The sequence below is a fragment of the Stenotrophomonas sp. AS1 genome (assembly GCF_048957655.1).
Classification (GTDB): domain Bacteria; phylum Pseudomonadota; class Gammaproteobacteria; order Xanthomonadales; family Xanthomonadaceae; genus Stenotrophomonas; species Stenotrophomonas bentonitica_A.
In genome coordinates, this window is the sequence record NZ_JARVXM010000007.1 from 356388 (window position 1) to 370609 (window position 14222).

10 protein-coding genes and 8 tRNA genes are annotated in these 14222 nt (G+C 65.9%); 7 read left to right on the plus strand and 11 right to left on the minus strand.

Translation table 11 applies throughout. From position 1 onward, the window contains the following. Positions 1–957 carry an SOS response-associated peptidase family protein gene (locus PV764_RS13465; protein WP_421116852.1) on the minus strand — a complete coding sequence of 319 codons (957 nt, stop codon included), beginning with the start codon at positions 955–957 and terminating at the stop codon, positions 1–3. A gap of 114 nt (positions 958–1071) precedes the next feature. On the opposite strand from PV764_RS13465, the gene PV764_RS13470 reads away from it, so the two are divergent. Beyond that, on the plus strand, positions 1072–1497 hold the full coding sequence (locus tag PV764_RS13470; RefSeq protein ID WP_421116853.1) for a GNAT family N-acetyltransferase: 426 nt from the start codon (positions 1072–1074) through the stop codon (positions 1495–1497). 41 nt (positions 1498–1538) lie between these two features. On the opposite strand, the gene PV764_RS13475 is transcribed toward PV764_RS13470, so the two are convergent. The 10 genes from PV764_RS13475 to PV764_RS13520 form a co-directional block, all read right to left on the minus strand. Then, positions 1539–1614: transfer RNA gene (locus tag PV764_RS13475), tRNA-Glu, on the minus strand. Positions 1615–1663: 49 nt separating this feature from the next. Further along, positions 1664–1739 (minus strand) — tRNA-Ala (locus PV764_RS13480). A gap of 104 nt (positions 1740–1843) precedes the next feature. Further along, a tRNA-Glu gene (locus tag PV764_RS13485) sits at positions 1844–1919 on the minus strand. Positions 1920–1968: 49 nt separating this feature from the next. Next, positions 1969–2044: transfer RNA gene (locus tag PV764_RS13490), tRNA-Ala, on the minus strand. A 139-nt stretch (positions 2045–2183) separates the two neighbouring features. Further along, positions 2184–2259: transfer RNA gene (locus PV764_RS13495), tRNA-Glu, on the minus strand. Between the two features lie 52 nt (positions 2260–2311). Next, a tRNA-Ala gene (locus PV764_RS13500) sits at positions 2312–2387 on the minus strand. Between the two features lie 144 nt (positions 2388–2531). Further along, positions 2532–2607 (minus strand) — tRNA-Glu (locus PV764_RS13505). Positions 2608–2660: 53 nt separating this feature from the next. Continuing rightward, a tRNA-Ala gene (locus PV764_RS13510) sits at positions 2661–2736 on the minus strand. 81 nt (positions 2737–2817) lie between these two features. After that, a complete protein-coding gene (locus PV764_RS13515) occupies positions 2818–5151 on the minus strand; it encodes a heavy metal translocating P-type ATPase (protein ID WP_421116854.1) in 2334 nt (777 codons plus the stop codon). After that, entirely contained in the window at positions 5148–5546 is a 399-nt protein-coding gene (locus PV764_RS13520) for a heavy metal-responsive transcriptional regulator (RefSeq protein WP_019185023.1), read from the minus strand. The genes PV764_RS13515 and PV764_RS13520 overlap by 4 nt, the downstream gene beginning before the upstream one ends. A gap of 211 nt (positions 5547–5757) precedes the next feature. On the opposite strand from PV764_RS13520, the gene PV764_RS13525 reads away from it, so the two are divergent. The 6 genes from PV764_RS13525 to PV764_RS13550 all read left to right on the plus strand — a co-directional run bounded on the left by PV764_RS13525 (position 5758) and on the right by PV764_RS13550 (position 14218). Next, on the plus strand, positions 5758–6822 hold the full coding sequence (locus tag PV764_RS13525) for a GlxA family transcriptional regulator (protein ID WP_019185024.1): 1065 nt from the start codon (positions 5758–5760) through the stop codon (positions 6820–6822). Between the two features lie 114 nt (positions 6823–6936). Beyond that, positions 6937–7737: a redoxin domain-containing protein gene (locus PV764_RS13530; protein WP_019185025.1), complete on the plus strand. Its 801-nt coding sequence runs from the start codon at positions 6937–6939 to the stop codon at positions 7735–7737. Between the two features lie 41 nt (positions 7738–7778). Next, a complete protein-coding gene (dsbG, locus tag PV764_RS13535) occupies positions 7779–8600 on the plus strand; it encodes a thiol:disulfide interchange protein DsbG (RefSeq protein WP_421116855.1) in 822 nt (273 codons plus the stop codon). A gap of 473 nt (positions 8601–9073) precedes the next feature. Beyond that, positions 9074–10507, plus strand: coding sequence for a DcaP family trimeric outer membrane transporter (locus tag PV764_RS13540; protein ID WP_019185027.1), 1434 nt, complete (start codon positions 9074–9076; stop codon positions 10505–10507). A gap of 51 nt (positions 10508–10558) precedes the next feature. Continuing rightward, entirely contained in the window at positions 10559–11908 is a 1350-nt protein-coding gene (adiC, locus tag PV764_RS13545) for an arginine/agmatine antiporter (RefSeq protein ID WP_019185028.1), read from the plus strand. Positions 11909–11929: 21 nt separating this feature from the next. Beyond that, positions 11930–14218 (plus strand): Orn/Lys/Arg decarboxylase N-terminal domain-containing protein, encoded by a 2289-nt coding sequence (locus PV764_RS13550; protein ID WP_046272549.1) that lies wholly within the window; start codon positions 11930–11932, stop codon positions 14216–14218. Positions 14219–14222: the final 4 nt, after the last annotated feature.

Consider the following 14222-nt stretch of genomic DNA (forward strand, 5'->3'; position numbering starts at 1 on the left):
TCACGCCGCTTCGGCGTGCGCCAGTGATACCGGTTCGCGGTCGTCCAGGATCCGGTACAGCGCGGCCAGGTCTGCCGGGTCGGGGTTCAACCAGGCATCGAGATGTTCGCGCCGGATCGGCACGATACAGCGGTCATGGCCGGTCCGCGCCACCTCCGTGGGCGGCTCGTCGGTGATCGCGGCGAACGACAACAGCCGGCCTTCCGGGCCTTCCCATTCCGACCACAGGCAGGCGATCAGCAGATCGCGCGGCGGTTGCGGGCTGAATTGGAGCACGACGTTCTCGGCTTTCTCGCCCGGCGGCAGCGGGCGCTGCTCCAGTGCGTGACGCGGCACGTGTTCGTAGAACGACTGCACCACCACCACGCCATGCCGATGGCCGAACGCGGATTTCCAGTAGGCCTCCAAGCTGTCACGGCGAGCGTTGTAGGTGCCGGGATAGAGCACGTCGTTGCGCGCGGGTTTGTCCGGCAGCCGGCACTGGTAGCGCATCGGTTTGATCACGCGCTGGCCCTGTTCGGACACGATCACCGGGGCGTAGACCCCCGGGAAAATGCGGCTGTCGCGCGGCACCAGGCCGGCGCGCTGCAGGTCGGACAGGCGCGTCTGCGCGCGTTCGATCCGGTTGCCGGCCACGCGTACCTCGTTGCGTGCCTTCTGCGTGGGGCGTGCGGCCAACTGCTCCTCGGCCACGCGCAGGCGTGCGCCCTGCACGCGCACCTCCTCATCCAGTGCCTGCATTTCCTCGGCATGCCATTGCTGGATCCGGGCCACGATCTCCTGGCCCTGCGCGGTGCGGGCGCCGGCAAAGCCATCGTCCATTGCCTTGGGCATTTTGGGGCGCTGCTTGCCGGCGTCGTGCGCGTAAAGCTGGGCGAACTCGTCCAGCGAAATCATGGCGCCGTACTCACGGACCAGCTTGGTGTAGTCGGCGCGGATCTGGGCGGAATAGCACATGGCGGGGACGGCAGCGCGCAGGGAGGGCGGAGGGGACAGGATAGGCCGATGGGTCGCAGATACTGCGAATCCGTTCGGGCATGCTGAGCGTCCATTCATTGCCGGATCCGCGTCATGTCGCTGCCTGCTGGTGTTCATTGCATCCCCCTGCCGCCCAGCGTGGAGGAATACCGTGCCCTGCGCGTGCTGGCCGGTCTGAGCCCGAAAACCGCCGAAGCGGCGGCGCGTGGCCTGCCCAATACCGTCTTCGGCGTGAGCCTGCGCGAAGGAGACCGCCTGTTGGCGATGGGCCGGATCATCGGTGATGGCGGCTGCTTCCTGCAGGTGGTGGATATCGCCGTGGTGCCGGATCGCCAGGGGCAGGGCCTGGGCAAGGCCGTGATGGCCCAGCTCGATGCCTGGCTGCGCACGAATGCCATCGGCGCCTATGTGAGCCTGATCGCCGATGGGCAGGCGCATCGGCTGTATGCGCAGTTCGGTTTTACCTTGACCGCGCCGCGCTCGGTGGGGATGGCGAAGGTCGTAGCGCAGGGCCCATAAACAAACAACCCCGACCGAAGTCAGGGCTGTTTGTTTGAAGCTGGCGTCCCCACGGGGATTCGAACCCCGGTCGCCACCGTGAAAGGGTGATGTCCTAGGCCTCTAGACGATGGGGACGCGTTAAACCGAATTTTGGCTTCCATCGGACGGCCTGTGTCCGGAGAAGTGGTGGAGCCAGGCGGGATCGAACCGCCGACCTCCTGCATGCCATGCAGGCGCTCTCCCAGCTGAGCTATGGCCCCACAGTTGTGCTGCGAGCCGCCTATCATAGCGGCGGATGTGCCGGATGGGAAGAGGCTCATGAAACAAAAAGCCCCGACCGAAGTCAGGGCTGTCTGTTTGAAGCTGGCGTCCCCACGGGGATTCGAACCCCGGTCGCCACCGTGAAAGGGTGATGTCCTAGGCCTCTAGACGATGGGGACGCGTTAAACCGAATTTTGGCTTCCATCGGACGGCCTGTGTCCGGGGAAGTGGTGGAGCCAGGCGGGATCGAACCGCCGACCTCCTGCATGCCATGCAGGCGCTCTCCCAGCTGAGCTATGGCCCCACGTTGTACCGCAAGCCGCCTAGTATATCTGCCTGTTCACGTTTGTGGAAGTCTTTTTGAGCACGTCCAGGTAACGCAACCGCAGGTGGCGGTGAACAAAAAGACCCGGCATGCCGGGCCTCGGTGTTCGTCTGATGAGTGGCGTCCCCACGGGGATTCGAACCCCGGTCGCCACCGTGAAAGGGTGATGTCCTAGGCCTCTAGACGATGGGGACGCATGAAACTCATCAAATTGTTCAGCACACCCGAACGGCCTGATGTCCGGAGTGGTGGAGCCAGGCGGGATCGAACCGCCGACCTCCTGCATGCCATGCAGGCGCTCTCCCAGCTGAGCTATGGCCCCACGATGCTGGAGGCGGAATTCTACGCGGCCGTGAAGCGTTCGCCAAGTCTTTTTTCTGAAATACCGAAGAAAGAATGCATGCGGAAAAAACCCACCACTGAAAACAAAAAGCCCCGACCGAAGTCAGGGCTGTCTGTTTGAAACTGGCGTCCCCACGGGGATTCGAACCCCGGTCGCCACCGTGAAAGGGTGATGTCCTAGGCCTCTAGACGATGGGGACGCACGAAAACTTCAAATTTTGTCACTGCAATCTGATCGGCCTAATGATCGGATTGGTGGAGCCAGGCGGGATCGAACCGCCGACCTCCTGCATGCCATGCAGGCGCTCTCCCAGCTGAGCTATGGCCCCACGTCGTGAGGAGCGAAATCATAGCGACGACGTTTTGGATTGGCAAGGAAAAAGTGAAGAAATATCGCTATTCGTTGCGACTCATCCGCCTGGCAGCCGCTGATGGCGAAGGCGCAACGCGTTGCTGATCACCGACACCGAACTCAGACTCATCGCCAGCGCCGCCAACATGGGCGACATCACGATGCCCAGGGGATACAGCACACCGGCTGCAACCGGAATGCCAAGTGCGTTGTAGAGAAACGCAAACCCCAGGTTCTGCCGCATGTTGCGCACGCTGGCGGTGGAGAGCTGGCGCGCACGCAGGATGCCGCGCAGGTCGCCTTTGACGAGGGTGACCTGCGCACTGGACATCGCCACGTCGGTGCCATTGCCCATCGCGATCCCGACATCGGCGCTTGCCAGCGCAGGCGCATCGTTGATGCCGTCGCCGGCCATCGCGACCGTGCGACCCTGCGCCTGCAGCGTGCGGATCAGCGCGGCTTTGTCGGCGGGGCGCATTTCGCCATGCACCTCATCCAGGCCAAGTTCCCGCGCGACCGCTTCAGCGGTGGCGGTGCCATCGCCGGTGGCCATCACGATGCGCAGGCCATCGCGGTGCAGGTGCCTGATCGCTTCGGCGGTGGAGGCCTTGATCGGATCGGCGACGGCGAGCAGTCCACCGAGCTGTCCATCCACGGCCAGGTACATCACGCTTGCCGCGGTACTGCGCAGCTGCGCTGCACCTTCGCGCAACGCATCCAGGGCGATGCCGTGTTCGTCCATCAGTGCGGTATTGCCAAGCAGCAGCGCCTTGTCATCGACCACGCCCTGCACACCCATGCCGGTCAGTGAGTCGAAGTCCGCCACGGCGGTCAACGTCATCCTGCGCGCCTTCGCTTCGGCAACGATCGCGGCGGCAAGCGGATGCTCGCTGCCCTGGTCCAGGCTGGCGGCCCACTGCAGGATCTGGTCCGCATGGAAGGGGGGCACGGCCTGCACATCGCGGAATGCGGGACGGCCTTCGGTCAGCGTGCCGGTCTTGTCCACCACCAGCGTATCGACCTGGCGCAGGGCTTCGATCGCTTCGGCATCACGGAACAGGACACCATGCTGCGCGGCACGGCCCGTGGCGACCATGATCGTCATCGGTGTGGCCAGGCCCAGCGCACACGGGCAGGCGATGATCAGCACCGCCACCGCGCTCAGCACTGCGTGCGTCCATGAAGGCGCCGGGCCGAACAGGCCCCAGCCGAAGAATGTCAGTACCGCGACCGACAACACCGCCAGCACGAACCAGTACGCGACGGTGTCGGCCATGCGTTGCATCGGTGCCCGCGAGCGCTGCGCCTGCGCGACCAGCTGCACTATCTGCGCCAGCATGCTGTCATCGCCGAGCCGGTCGGCGCGCACCACCAAGCTGCCGGTGCCGTTGAGCGTCGCGCCGATCACGCTGTCGCCGACGGTCTTGCCCACCGGAACGGGTTCGCCGGTGAGCATTGATTCGTCGATCGAGGAGCGGCCCTCCATCACGGTGCCATCCACGGGTACTTTCTCACCCGGGCGCACGCGCACGCGGTCGCCGGGCTGGAGCGCTGCGATCTCGACGTCCTCTTCGTGACCATCCTCGCGCAGCACGCGCGCGGTTTTCGGCGCCAGGCCGAGCAGGGACTTGATCGCGGCCGACGTCTTCGCCCGTGCACGCAACTCCATCAACTGGCCGAGCAGCGTGAGCGAGATGATCATCGCAGCCGCTTCGAAATAGACGCCGACATGTCCGTGCTGCTGGAACGACGGCGGGAACAGCCCAGGCGCAACGGTAGCCACCACGCTGTAGCCGAAGGCGGCCAGCACGCCGGTGCCGATCAGGGTCCACATGTTCGGGCTGCGGTTGCGCATCGACTGCGCCCAGCGCTGCAGGAAGGGCCAGCCGGCCCACAGCACGACCGGCGTGGCCAGTGCCAGCTCGATCCACACCCGCAGATCCGGTGAGAACCCGTGCAGTACCGGCGTCATCGCCAGCATCGCCAGGGCCATCGTTGCCACGCTCAGCGGCAGGCTCCACCAGAAGCGCCGCCGGAAATCGGTCAGCTCGGGGTTTTCGTCATCCTCAAGGCTGGGCATCGCCGGTTCCAGCGCCATGCCGCACAGAGGACAGCTGCCGGGACCGTCCTGCACGATCTCCGGGTGCATCGGGCAGGTGTACCGCGTGCCGGCGGGGGCTGGTTTGACGACGCCAGCAGGTGCGGCCAGATAGCGCTGCGGGTCGGCAATGAACCTTCGTCGGCAGCCATCGCTGCAGAACGCGTAGTCGTTGCCGTCATGGCGGGCATGGTGGGGCGTGGTGGCCGGGTCGACCATCATCCCGCAGACAGGATCCCTGACGGTGCCGGCATCGGTCGCCGTGGCGCCGGGGTGATCGTGGGCGTGCGTCATTGGCGGATGTCCGTCAACGCCGACAGGATCGGGCACTGCGCGTTGTCGCCGTGCCCGGGGCAGGCCTCGACCAGGTGCTTGAGCGCCCGGTGCATGCGCTGCAGCTCGTTGATGCGCTGTTCGATATCGGCGAGTTTGTTCACTGCGCTGTCGCGGATCTGTGCCATGTCCTGGCCGCGCTGATCGCTGAAGCCGAGCAGGTCGGCGACTTCATCCAGACTGAAACCCAACGCCTTGGCGCGGCGGATGAACTGCAGCCGGGTCAGGTCGGCCTCGCTGAAGACGCGGTAGCCGCCGGCGCTGCGGCGAGCGGTGGGCAGCAGCTGCTGCCGCTCGTAGTAGCGCACCGTATCGATGGGCACGCCTGCCTGGCGCGCGAGCTGTCCAATGTTCATGAGCACCTCGTGGATGACCCGGTCATTGTGGACCCTGGAGTCTGGTCAAGGGTCAAGCCTTGCTGGAACCCAACTGAAGATTCATCGCGCGTGAAATTTGCAATTAGTTGCATGGTCGTCCTCGCGGGACGCCCGTAGCCTCAGGCCATCTTATGTACAGACCTGTTCTGCCCGGCCCCGTGTCGGCAGGCATTGTTCAAGGAGAATGGCCATGGACGCACCCCGCAACACGCTGCAGCAGGACCGCCGGCCGGACGCGCCGACCCTGATGGAAGTGGCGGTCGTTGAATTCCCCGGCAGCCTGCGCGCCGCCGCACCGGTGCTGTCCGAACTTGCCCAGCGCTGCAACCGCACAGTGGCCGCGGGGCGCCGCACCGGCGCACGGATGCTGGTGACGCGATGGACGATGTCCAGCCGGGGCATGCAGCGCGTTGCTGGCGCCGAACTGTTCGGCGATGCACTGCCGGCGATCATCGTCATCCCCGGCAGCGAATCGAGCTGGTCCATGGCACCGCCGGATGAACGCCTGCTGGCGTGGCTGCGCGAATGCCACGATGGCTGCAGCCTGCTGGCGGCCTGCGACGAGGGTGGCCTGCTGCTGGCCGCGGCGGGCGTCCTGGCCGGCCGCCCGGTCAGCGTGCCCGATCCGGCCCGTTGCCAGGCGCTGCGCACGATGGTGCCCAGCTGGCAGCCGTGCGAACGGACCCTGGTCGACGATGGCGATCTGCTCACCGCCGCCGGACCGGACGCATGGAAGTATCTGAGCCTGCGCCTGATCGCACGGGTCTATGGACAGAGTGTGATGAACACCGTCATCCAGCAGTTGCAGCTGATGATTCCGCGCACGGAACTGGATGATCTGGAACGCTTCAGCCCCAACTTCGCCCACGGCGATCGCAGCATCCTCAAAGCACAGCGCTGGCTGCATGGCATCGCTGCCCGGGGTGTGGGGCTCGACGACATCTGCGTGCAGGCCGGGCTGGAACCGCGCACGCTGCAGCGTCGGTTCCTGAAAGCCACCGGGATGCGCCCGATCGAGTATTGCCAGCGCCTGCGCATCGCCAAGGCGCAGCTGCTGCTGCAGGCCGGCGGCGTCGTGGACCAGGTTGCATGGGCAGTGGGGTACTCGGACCAGAGCGCGTTCCGCCGGCTGTTCCTGCGTATTGTCGGGCTGACTCCCGCACGTTATCGCCGCCAGCTTGCTGCCCAGCAGCGTGAGCGGGCGCACTCACGCCCGGTCGCCCGGGTGCTTGAGTCGATTCGTCCGGCTGCCTGAATCGCACGACTGTCGCGTGCTTGATCCCCTGTCGGCTTGCTGGGACCATGCCAGCGGGCCCGATGCAACAGCCGTCGCCACGTGGCAGATCACGGGCGGCGGCGGAGAAAAACAATGATCAGCAGTGTAGGCCCGGTACCGCTTGCGGTCGTGTGGGTGTTGGTGGGTCTGGCCATCGCGATGCTGGTGGCCAGTGTGGTGCGTGCTCCGGCCATCGAAGGCGTGCCGCGTCCGCGGTCGCTGGTGGTGGACATGCTGCTGCTGGGGCTGCTGGCCGGACGTGCGGCGTTCGTGATCTGGCACCTGGGCGACTATGCGCAGGATCCCTGGGGCGTACTGCGCATTGGCGATGGCGGCTTCCTGGTGTGGCCGGCGATGGTGGCGGGGCTGGGATGGGGCGCCTGGCGCCTGCGCCGCTGGCCGTCGCTGCGGCGGCCGGTCGTGGCCGCCGCTCTGGCCGGCGTGCTGAGCTGGGCGGTACTGTCGGCGGGTGCTGGCTGGCTGCAGCAATCGCGGGTAACGCTGCCGGCGATCAGCCTGACTTCGCTGCAGGGTGAGACGATCGCATTGGCCGACACGCAGGGCACCCCTGTGGTGGTCAATCTCTGGGCGAGCTGGTGTGGCCCCTGCCGGCGCGAGATGCCGGTGCTGGCTCGCGCGCAGCAGCGCCACCCGGACATCCGCTTCCTGTTCGTCAACCAGGGTGAGACCCGCGAAGAGGTCGAGGGTTTCATCGCCGCCGAGCAGCTGACGCTGGACAACGTGCTGCTTGACGAGGCTGCGCTCACCGCCGAGCGGCTGCAGGTACACGCCTATCCGACTACCCTGTTCTTCGACGGCCAGGGCCGGCTGCAGCAGATCCATCTGGGCGAACTCAGTGCCGCCGGCCTGCAATCCAAGCTCGACAGCCTGTAAGGGTGGTCACGTTGTCATGTTCCTTGAATCCAGGAGTCACCATGAAGTTGAAGTCCTCGCGCCCATTGGGCACCGTGCTGGCGGTCTCGCTGTTGATGGCCCTGGCCGGGTGCAGCCAGGCGCAGACGCCCAGCGCCGCTGATGCCGCGCCGGCCAAGGGCGGTGCCGATCGCCCGGCGGTGCTGAAAGGCATCGAGAAGCACGGCTTCGAGGTGATCGGCGAGTTCGACGCGCCCGGTGGCCTGCGCGGCTTTGCCGGCGTGGTCGGTGGGCAGCAGCCCGCGGCGGCCTACGTCACGGCGGACGGAAAGCACGTCGTGGTCGGCAGCCTGTTCGATGCCAACGGCGAGGATGTGGGGGCGGCACCATTGGAAAAGCTGGTGGCCAAGCCGATGTCCGAGCGCAGCTGGAAGAAGCTGGATGAAAGCGCGTGGGTCCGTGATGGCCGCGCCGATGCGCCGCGCGTGGTCTACACCTTCAGCGATGCGAACTGCCCGTATTGCCATCGTTTCTGGGAAGCGGCGCGGCCGTGGGTTGACGCCGGCAAGGTGCAGTTGCGCCACGTGATGGTCGGCGTGATCCGTGAGGACAGTCCGGCCAAGGCGGCCGCGATCCTCACCGCGCTCAACCCCAGCGCCGCGCTGCTGGAGAACGAACGGCTGTTTGATCGCGGCGGGATCAAGCCGGCGGCTTCGCTGACCGCGGAGGTCGCCAACAAGCTCGATGCCAATCAGGTACTGATGATCGAACTGGGCTTCCAGGGTACGCCGGGTATTCTGTTCAAGGATGCCCAAGGCATGGTACAGCGCCGTTCCGGCATGCCCCAGGGCGATGACATGACCGTGGTGCTCGGCCCGCGCTGAGGCGAACCGGGTATCACTGCACACCGCGCCGGGCTCTGCCCGGCGCGCTTGGTTTGGGCGTCGTGCGGCCTGGCTCGGATGCGTTGACGCATTCGGCTTGATTTGGATCAAGGCTGAAAACGGGGCGGTCGCTAAGCTGCCCCGATGCGCTATTTCATGGATTGCCCCACACGCAGCGGACGTGCGACTGCCCAGTCAGAAAACTGCCTGACAACATTCACGGCATTCTCACTTTGCGATTGTTACTCAGGGCGCTGGCTGACACGCACATGCGTGGCTGTCATCAGGGATGAGGGGATCCCGTGCGAGCGTACCCACGCACGCGATGCGTCCGCCGGCTTGACCGCCACCGGACCACGCGCAGGCGGAGGTCGCGCGCATTGCAGTGCCGGGCTGCGTGCCGGTTGCCTGCAGCGTCATGGACGCCTGCCGGAATCGACACGTGGAACTGTGTACGGTTCAAGGAGGACGTGATGCGTTTGTCTGTATTGACGGTCGCATGCGCGGCAGCACTCGCTGCGGCGCCGGTGTACGCGCAGGATTCGGCCGCCGCGTTGCGGCAGGATATCCAGACGCTGCGGCAGACGCTGGAGCAGATGGAGAAACGACTGCAGGCGATTGAATCCGGGCAGCCTCCACCTGCCTCGCCGGCCATCACGACGGCGACTGCCTCCGGTACGGGCGTCACGCCCGCCCCCTTGCCAGCGCCCCTGACGGCCCAGGCCCAGGTGCCGGGCATGGGCCAGGCGATTCTGCCGCAACGCGATTCCGTTGCCGATCCCTCCAGCGCCGCCTCCCGCCCGGACAGCGCCGCCGGGCCGACCGATCCCGAACTGAAAGGCTTCTTCGCGATCCCCAATACCGATACGCTGATCCGCATCGGCGGCTACGCCAAGCTCGACGCGATCGCCGATTCGCGCGCAGCCGGTGACCAGGAACAGTTCGTCACCTCGTCGATTCCGGTCGGCAGTGCGCACGGGGATGTCTCCAACTTCACGCTGCATGCCAAGCAGACCCGCTTCAGCTTCGAAGCGCGGCGCCCGACCACGCATGGCAACCTGCGCTTCTATCTGGAAAACGACTTCTTCGGCAGCAGCGACAGTTATCAGTTCCGTCTGCGCCATGCCTACGGGCAACTGGGCAATACCTACGCCGGTTATGGCTATTCCACGTTCATGGATGCCGACAGCCTGCCCGACACCCTGGATTTCGCCGGGCCGGGTGGGGCGGGGTACCTGCTCGTGGCCGGCATCCACCACAGCTTCGCAATGGGCAAGGGGAACACCCTGACCGTGGCGGCCGAGGATCCGGATACCCAGTTGAGCAACCCCGCCGAGGGGATCATGCCGGTGGACCAGCTGCCGGACGTCACCGTAACCGCGCGCATGGAGCGTGACTGGGGCCATCTGCAGCTGGGTGCGGTCGCACGCAGCCTGGGGTACGACGGCAATGCCGGCGATGGCCGGCGCTTTGCGGGTGGCCTGCAGCTCAGCGGCTCGGCCGCGGTGGGCGAACAGGACCTGCTGTTGTTCGGCATGCTCGGCGGCAAGGGCCTGGCCCGTTATACGGCCGACCTGACCGGTTCGGGCATGGACGCGGTGGTGACCACAGACGGGCGGCTGCAGGCGTTGTCGCTGTATGGCGGCTTCGTTGGTTACACCCATTACTGGTCGCCGCTGTGGCGCTCGAACCTGATCTACGGCCAGCTCACCAGTGGACGCAACGATGCGCTGGCCGCCGATGCGTTCCGCCAGAGCCGCTACGGCGTCTTCAACCTGCTCTGGAGCCCGGCCCCGTCCTGGACGATGGGCATGGAGCTGCTCTACGGGCAGCTGGAACAGCAGAGTGGACAACGCGGCGACACGATGCGGCTGCAGGGCAGCCTGCAATACAACTTTATCAAGTAACTCCCAACGCCCGGCATGACCGGGTCCCTGCCTGGCAAAGGAGCAAGCGTCATGGCAAAAGCGAAGAAGATCGGGGTGGTCGGTGCCACCTTCCTGGTGGCCGGCAACATGATGGGGTCGGGGGTGTTCCTGTTGCCCTCCAGCCTGGCCAAGATCGGCACGGCCTCGATCTGGGGTTGGCTGATCACCACCGCCGGCGCGCTGCTGCTGGCCTTCGTGTTTGCCAAGCTCGGCAAGCTGGCGCCCAAGGCCGGTGGTCCCTATGCCTACGCCAGGGACTGGTTCGGCCCCTACATGGGTTTCCAGACCAACACCATCTACTGGTTCGCCAACTGGATCGGCAACGTCGCCATCCCGATCGCGGCAGTCGGCTACTTCAGCTACTTCTTCCCGATCCTGTCCGAGCCGTTGCCGCGCTGCATCGCGGTGCTGGCGCTGGTCTGGGCGTTGAGCTTCGCCAACGTGATCGGCCCCTCGTTCGTGAGCAAGCTGCAGACGGTGACCACCAGCTTTGCGCTGGTGCCGATCCTGGGCATCGCGATCTTCGGCTGGTTCTTCTTCGACCCGACCATCTTCAAGGGGGCGTACAACGTTTCCGGGGAGTCCAACTTCGGCGCGATCTCCAGTGCCGCCGCGTTAACCCTGTGGGCCTTCATCGGCGTGGAATCGGCCTCGGTGACTGCCGGCGTGGTCGAGAACCCGGAGAAGAACGTGGCGCGCGCGACGCTGGGCGGCGTGTTCCTGGCTGCGATCGCCTACATCGCCAGCTCCTCGGTGATCATGGGCATGGTGCCCAATGGCGACCTGCAGGTCTCCGATGCGCCGTTCGCGCTGGCCGCGGCCAATGCGGTCGGTGGCTGGGGCGGGGCGCTGGTGAGCCTGTGCGCCTTCGTGGGCGCGGCCGGCTCGCTTGGTGGCTGGATCCTGCTGACCGCGCAGAGTGCCAAGGCGGCCTCCGATGACGGCCTGTTCCCGAGCATCTTCAGCAAGACCAACAAGGACGACGTACCGGTCAAGGGCGTGCTGATCGTGGCGGTGCTGATGACCCTGGCGGTGCTGGTCACCTCCACCTCCAAGACCGCCTCGGCCCAGTTCGATGTGATCACCTCGGCGGCGGTGGTGCTGACCCTGCTGCCGTACATCTACTCCTGCGTGGCCTGCTACTTCGTGGTCGAGCGCTCGCACACGCTGGTGCACACCGGCGCGTTCTGGCTGCTGACCAGCGTCACCGTTGTGTACTGCCTGTGGGCGATCTTCGGGTCGGCCGGCAACATCGTGCAGTACGCCTTCCTGTTCGTGCTGTTCATCACGGTGTTCTACCCGTTCTTCAGCGAGGAGCGCCGCCGCCAGCGCGGCCAGCTGCCCGCGCTCGACGCCGCCGTCCGCACGACGCTTTCGTGATATTGCCCCAGGAGAATCCCTGTGTACTTCAAGTCCCTTGATTACCCGATCATCGTCATCGACGACGACTACGAATCCCCGCGCATCGGCGGCATCCTGATCCGTGCGCTGGTGGACGAGCTGCGCAAGAATGACCAGCGCGTGCTGTGCGGCCTGACCCTGGCCGATGCCCAGGCCGGCGCGCGCACCTACGTGGCCGCCTCGGCGGTGCTGATCTCCATCGACGGCACCGAGGAGAACCCGGAGCAGTTCCAGCGCCTGCTGGGCTTCCTGCGCGAGCAGACCGCACGCCGCGCGAACCTGCCGGTGTTCCTGTACGGCGAGCGCCGCACCATCGAGAAGGTGCCGAGCAAACTGCTCAAGTTCGTGCACGGCTACATCTTCCTGTTCGAAGACACCAAGAGCTTCATCTCGCGGCAGGTGATGCGGGCGGCCGAAGACTACATGGCCAATCTGCTGCCGCCGTTCTTCAAGGCGCTGATCCACCACACCGCCGAGTCCAATTACTCCTGGCACACGCCTGGCCATGCCGGCGGCGTGGCGTTCACCAAATCACCGGTCGGCCGTGCGTTCCACCAGTTCTACGGCGAGAACACGCTGCGCAGCGACCTGTCGATCTCGGTGCCGGAGCTGGGCTCGCTGCTCGACCACACCGGCCCGATCAAGGAGGCCGAGAACGAGGCGGCGCGCAACTTCGGCGCCGACCACACCTTCTTCGTCACCAATGGCACCTCGACCGCCAACAAGATCGTCTGGCACGGGACCGTGGGGCGGGGCGATGTGGTCTTTGTCGACCGCAACTGCCACAAGTCGCTGCTGCACGCGCTGATCATGACCGGTGGCGTCCCGGTGTACTTCACCCCCAGTCGCAACGCGCACGGCATCATCGGCCCGATCAGCCTGGACCAGTTCACGCCCGAGTCGCTGCAGCAGGCCATCGCCGCCAACCCGCTGGCCAGCAAGGCCTACAAGGCCGGCTCCAAGCCGCGCATCGCGGTGGTCACCAATTCGACCTATGACGGGTTGTGCTACAACGCCGAAAAGATCGCCGAGGAAATCGGCAGCGCGGTCGATTTCCTGCATTTCGACGAAGCCTGGTATGCCTATGCCGCGTTCCATCCGTTCTATGAGAACCATTACGGCATGGCCAAGGGCAAGCCGCGCGAGCAGGATGCGATCATCTTCACCACGCACTCCACGCACAAGCTGCTGGCCGCGTTCTCGCAGGCTTCGATGATCCACGTGCGCAACGCCGCGACCCAGGCGCTGGATGCCGAACGCTTCAACGAAGCCTTCATGATGCACACCACCACCAGCCCGCATTACGGCGTGATCGCCGCGTGCGATGTGGCCTCCAAGATGATGGAAGGCGCCGCTGGCGAGTCGCTGGTGCAGGAGATGCACGACGAGGCGATTGCCTTCCGCCGCGCGATGCTGCATGTGCGCGAGGATCTGGGCCGCGACGACTGGTGGTTCAGCGTGTGGCAGCCGGACAAGCTGGAACGTTCGCTGGCCAAGGGCGATGCGCCGGCCCCGATGGTGGCCAAGCGCAGCGAGTGGTACCTGCAGCCGGACGCGCACTGGCATGGCTTCGACGGCCTGGTGGACGACTACGTGCTGATCGACCCGATCAAGGTGACCCTGCTCACGCCGGGGCTCTCGATGGACGGCGAGATGGGCCAGCGCGGCATTCCGGCCGCAGTGCTGAGCAAGTTCCTGTGGACCCGCGGCATCACGGTGGAGAAGACCAACCTGTACTCGGTGCTGTTCCTGTTCTCGATGGGCATCACCAAGGGCAAGTGGAGCACCCTGGTCACCGAGCTGATGGCCTTCAAGGAGCTCTACGACAGCAATGCGCCGCTGACCCGCGCACTGCCGCAGCTCGCGGCCGAGTTCCCGATCGCCTACGCCGGGTGGGGCCTGCGTGACCTCTGCGATGCGCTGCACGCCTTCAACGGCGAGTTCGGCGTGGCCGAAGTGATGCGCGCCATGTACGTGGATCTGCCCGAGCCGGTGATGACGCCCGCCGAAGCCTATGACCATCTGGTCCGCGGCCAGATCGAACGGGTCGACATCGAACAGATCAGCGGCCGCATCGCCGGCACCATGCTGGTGCCGTACCCGCCGGGCATCCCGACCATCATGCCGGGCGAGCGCTTTGGCGCCAGCGATGAGCCGATCATCCAGTCGCTGCGGATCGCCCGTGAGCAGAACGCGCGCTTCCCGGGCTTCGAGTCGGATGTGCACGGGCTTATCATCGACACCGACGGCGATGCGCCGAGCTACAAGGTGGAGGTGCTGAAGGTCTGACGCC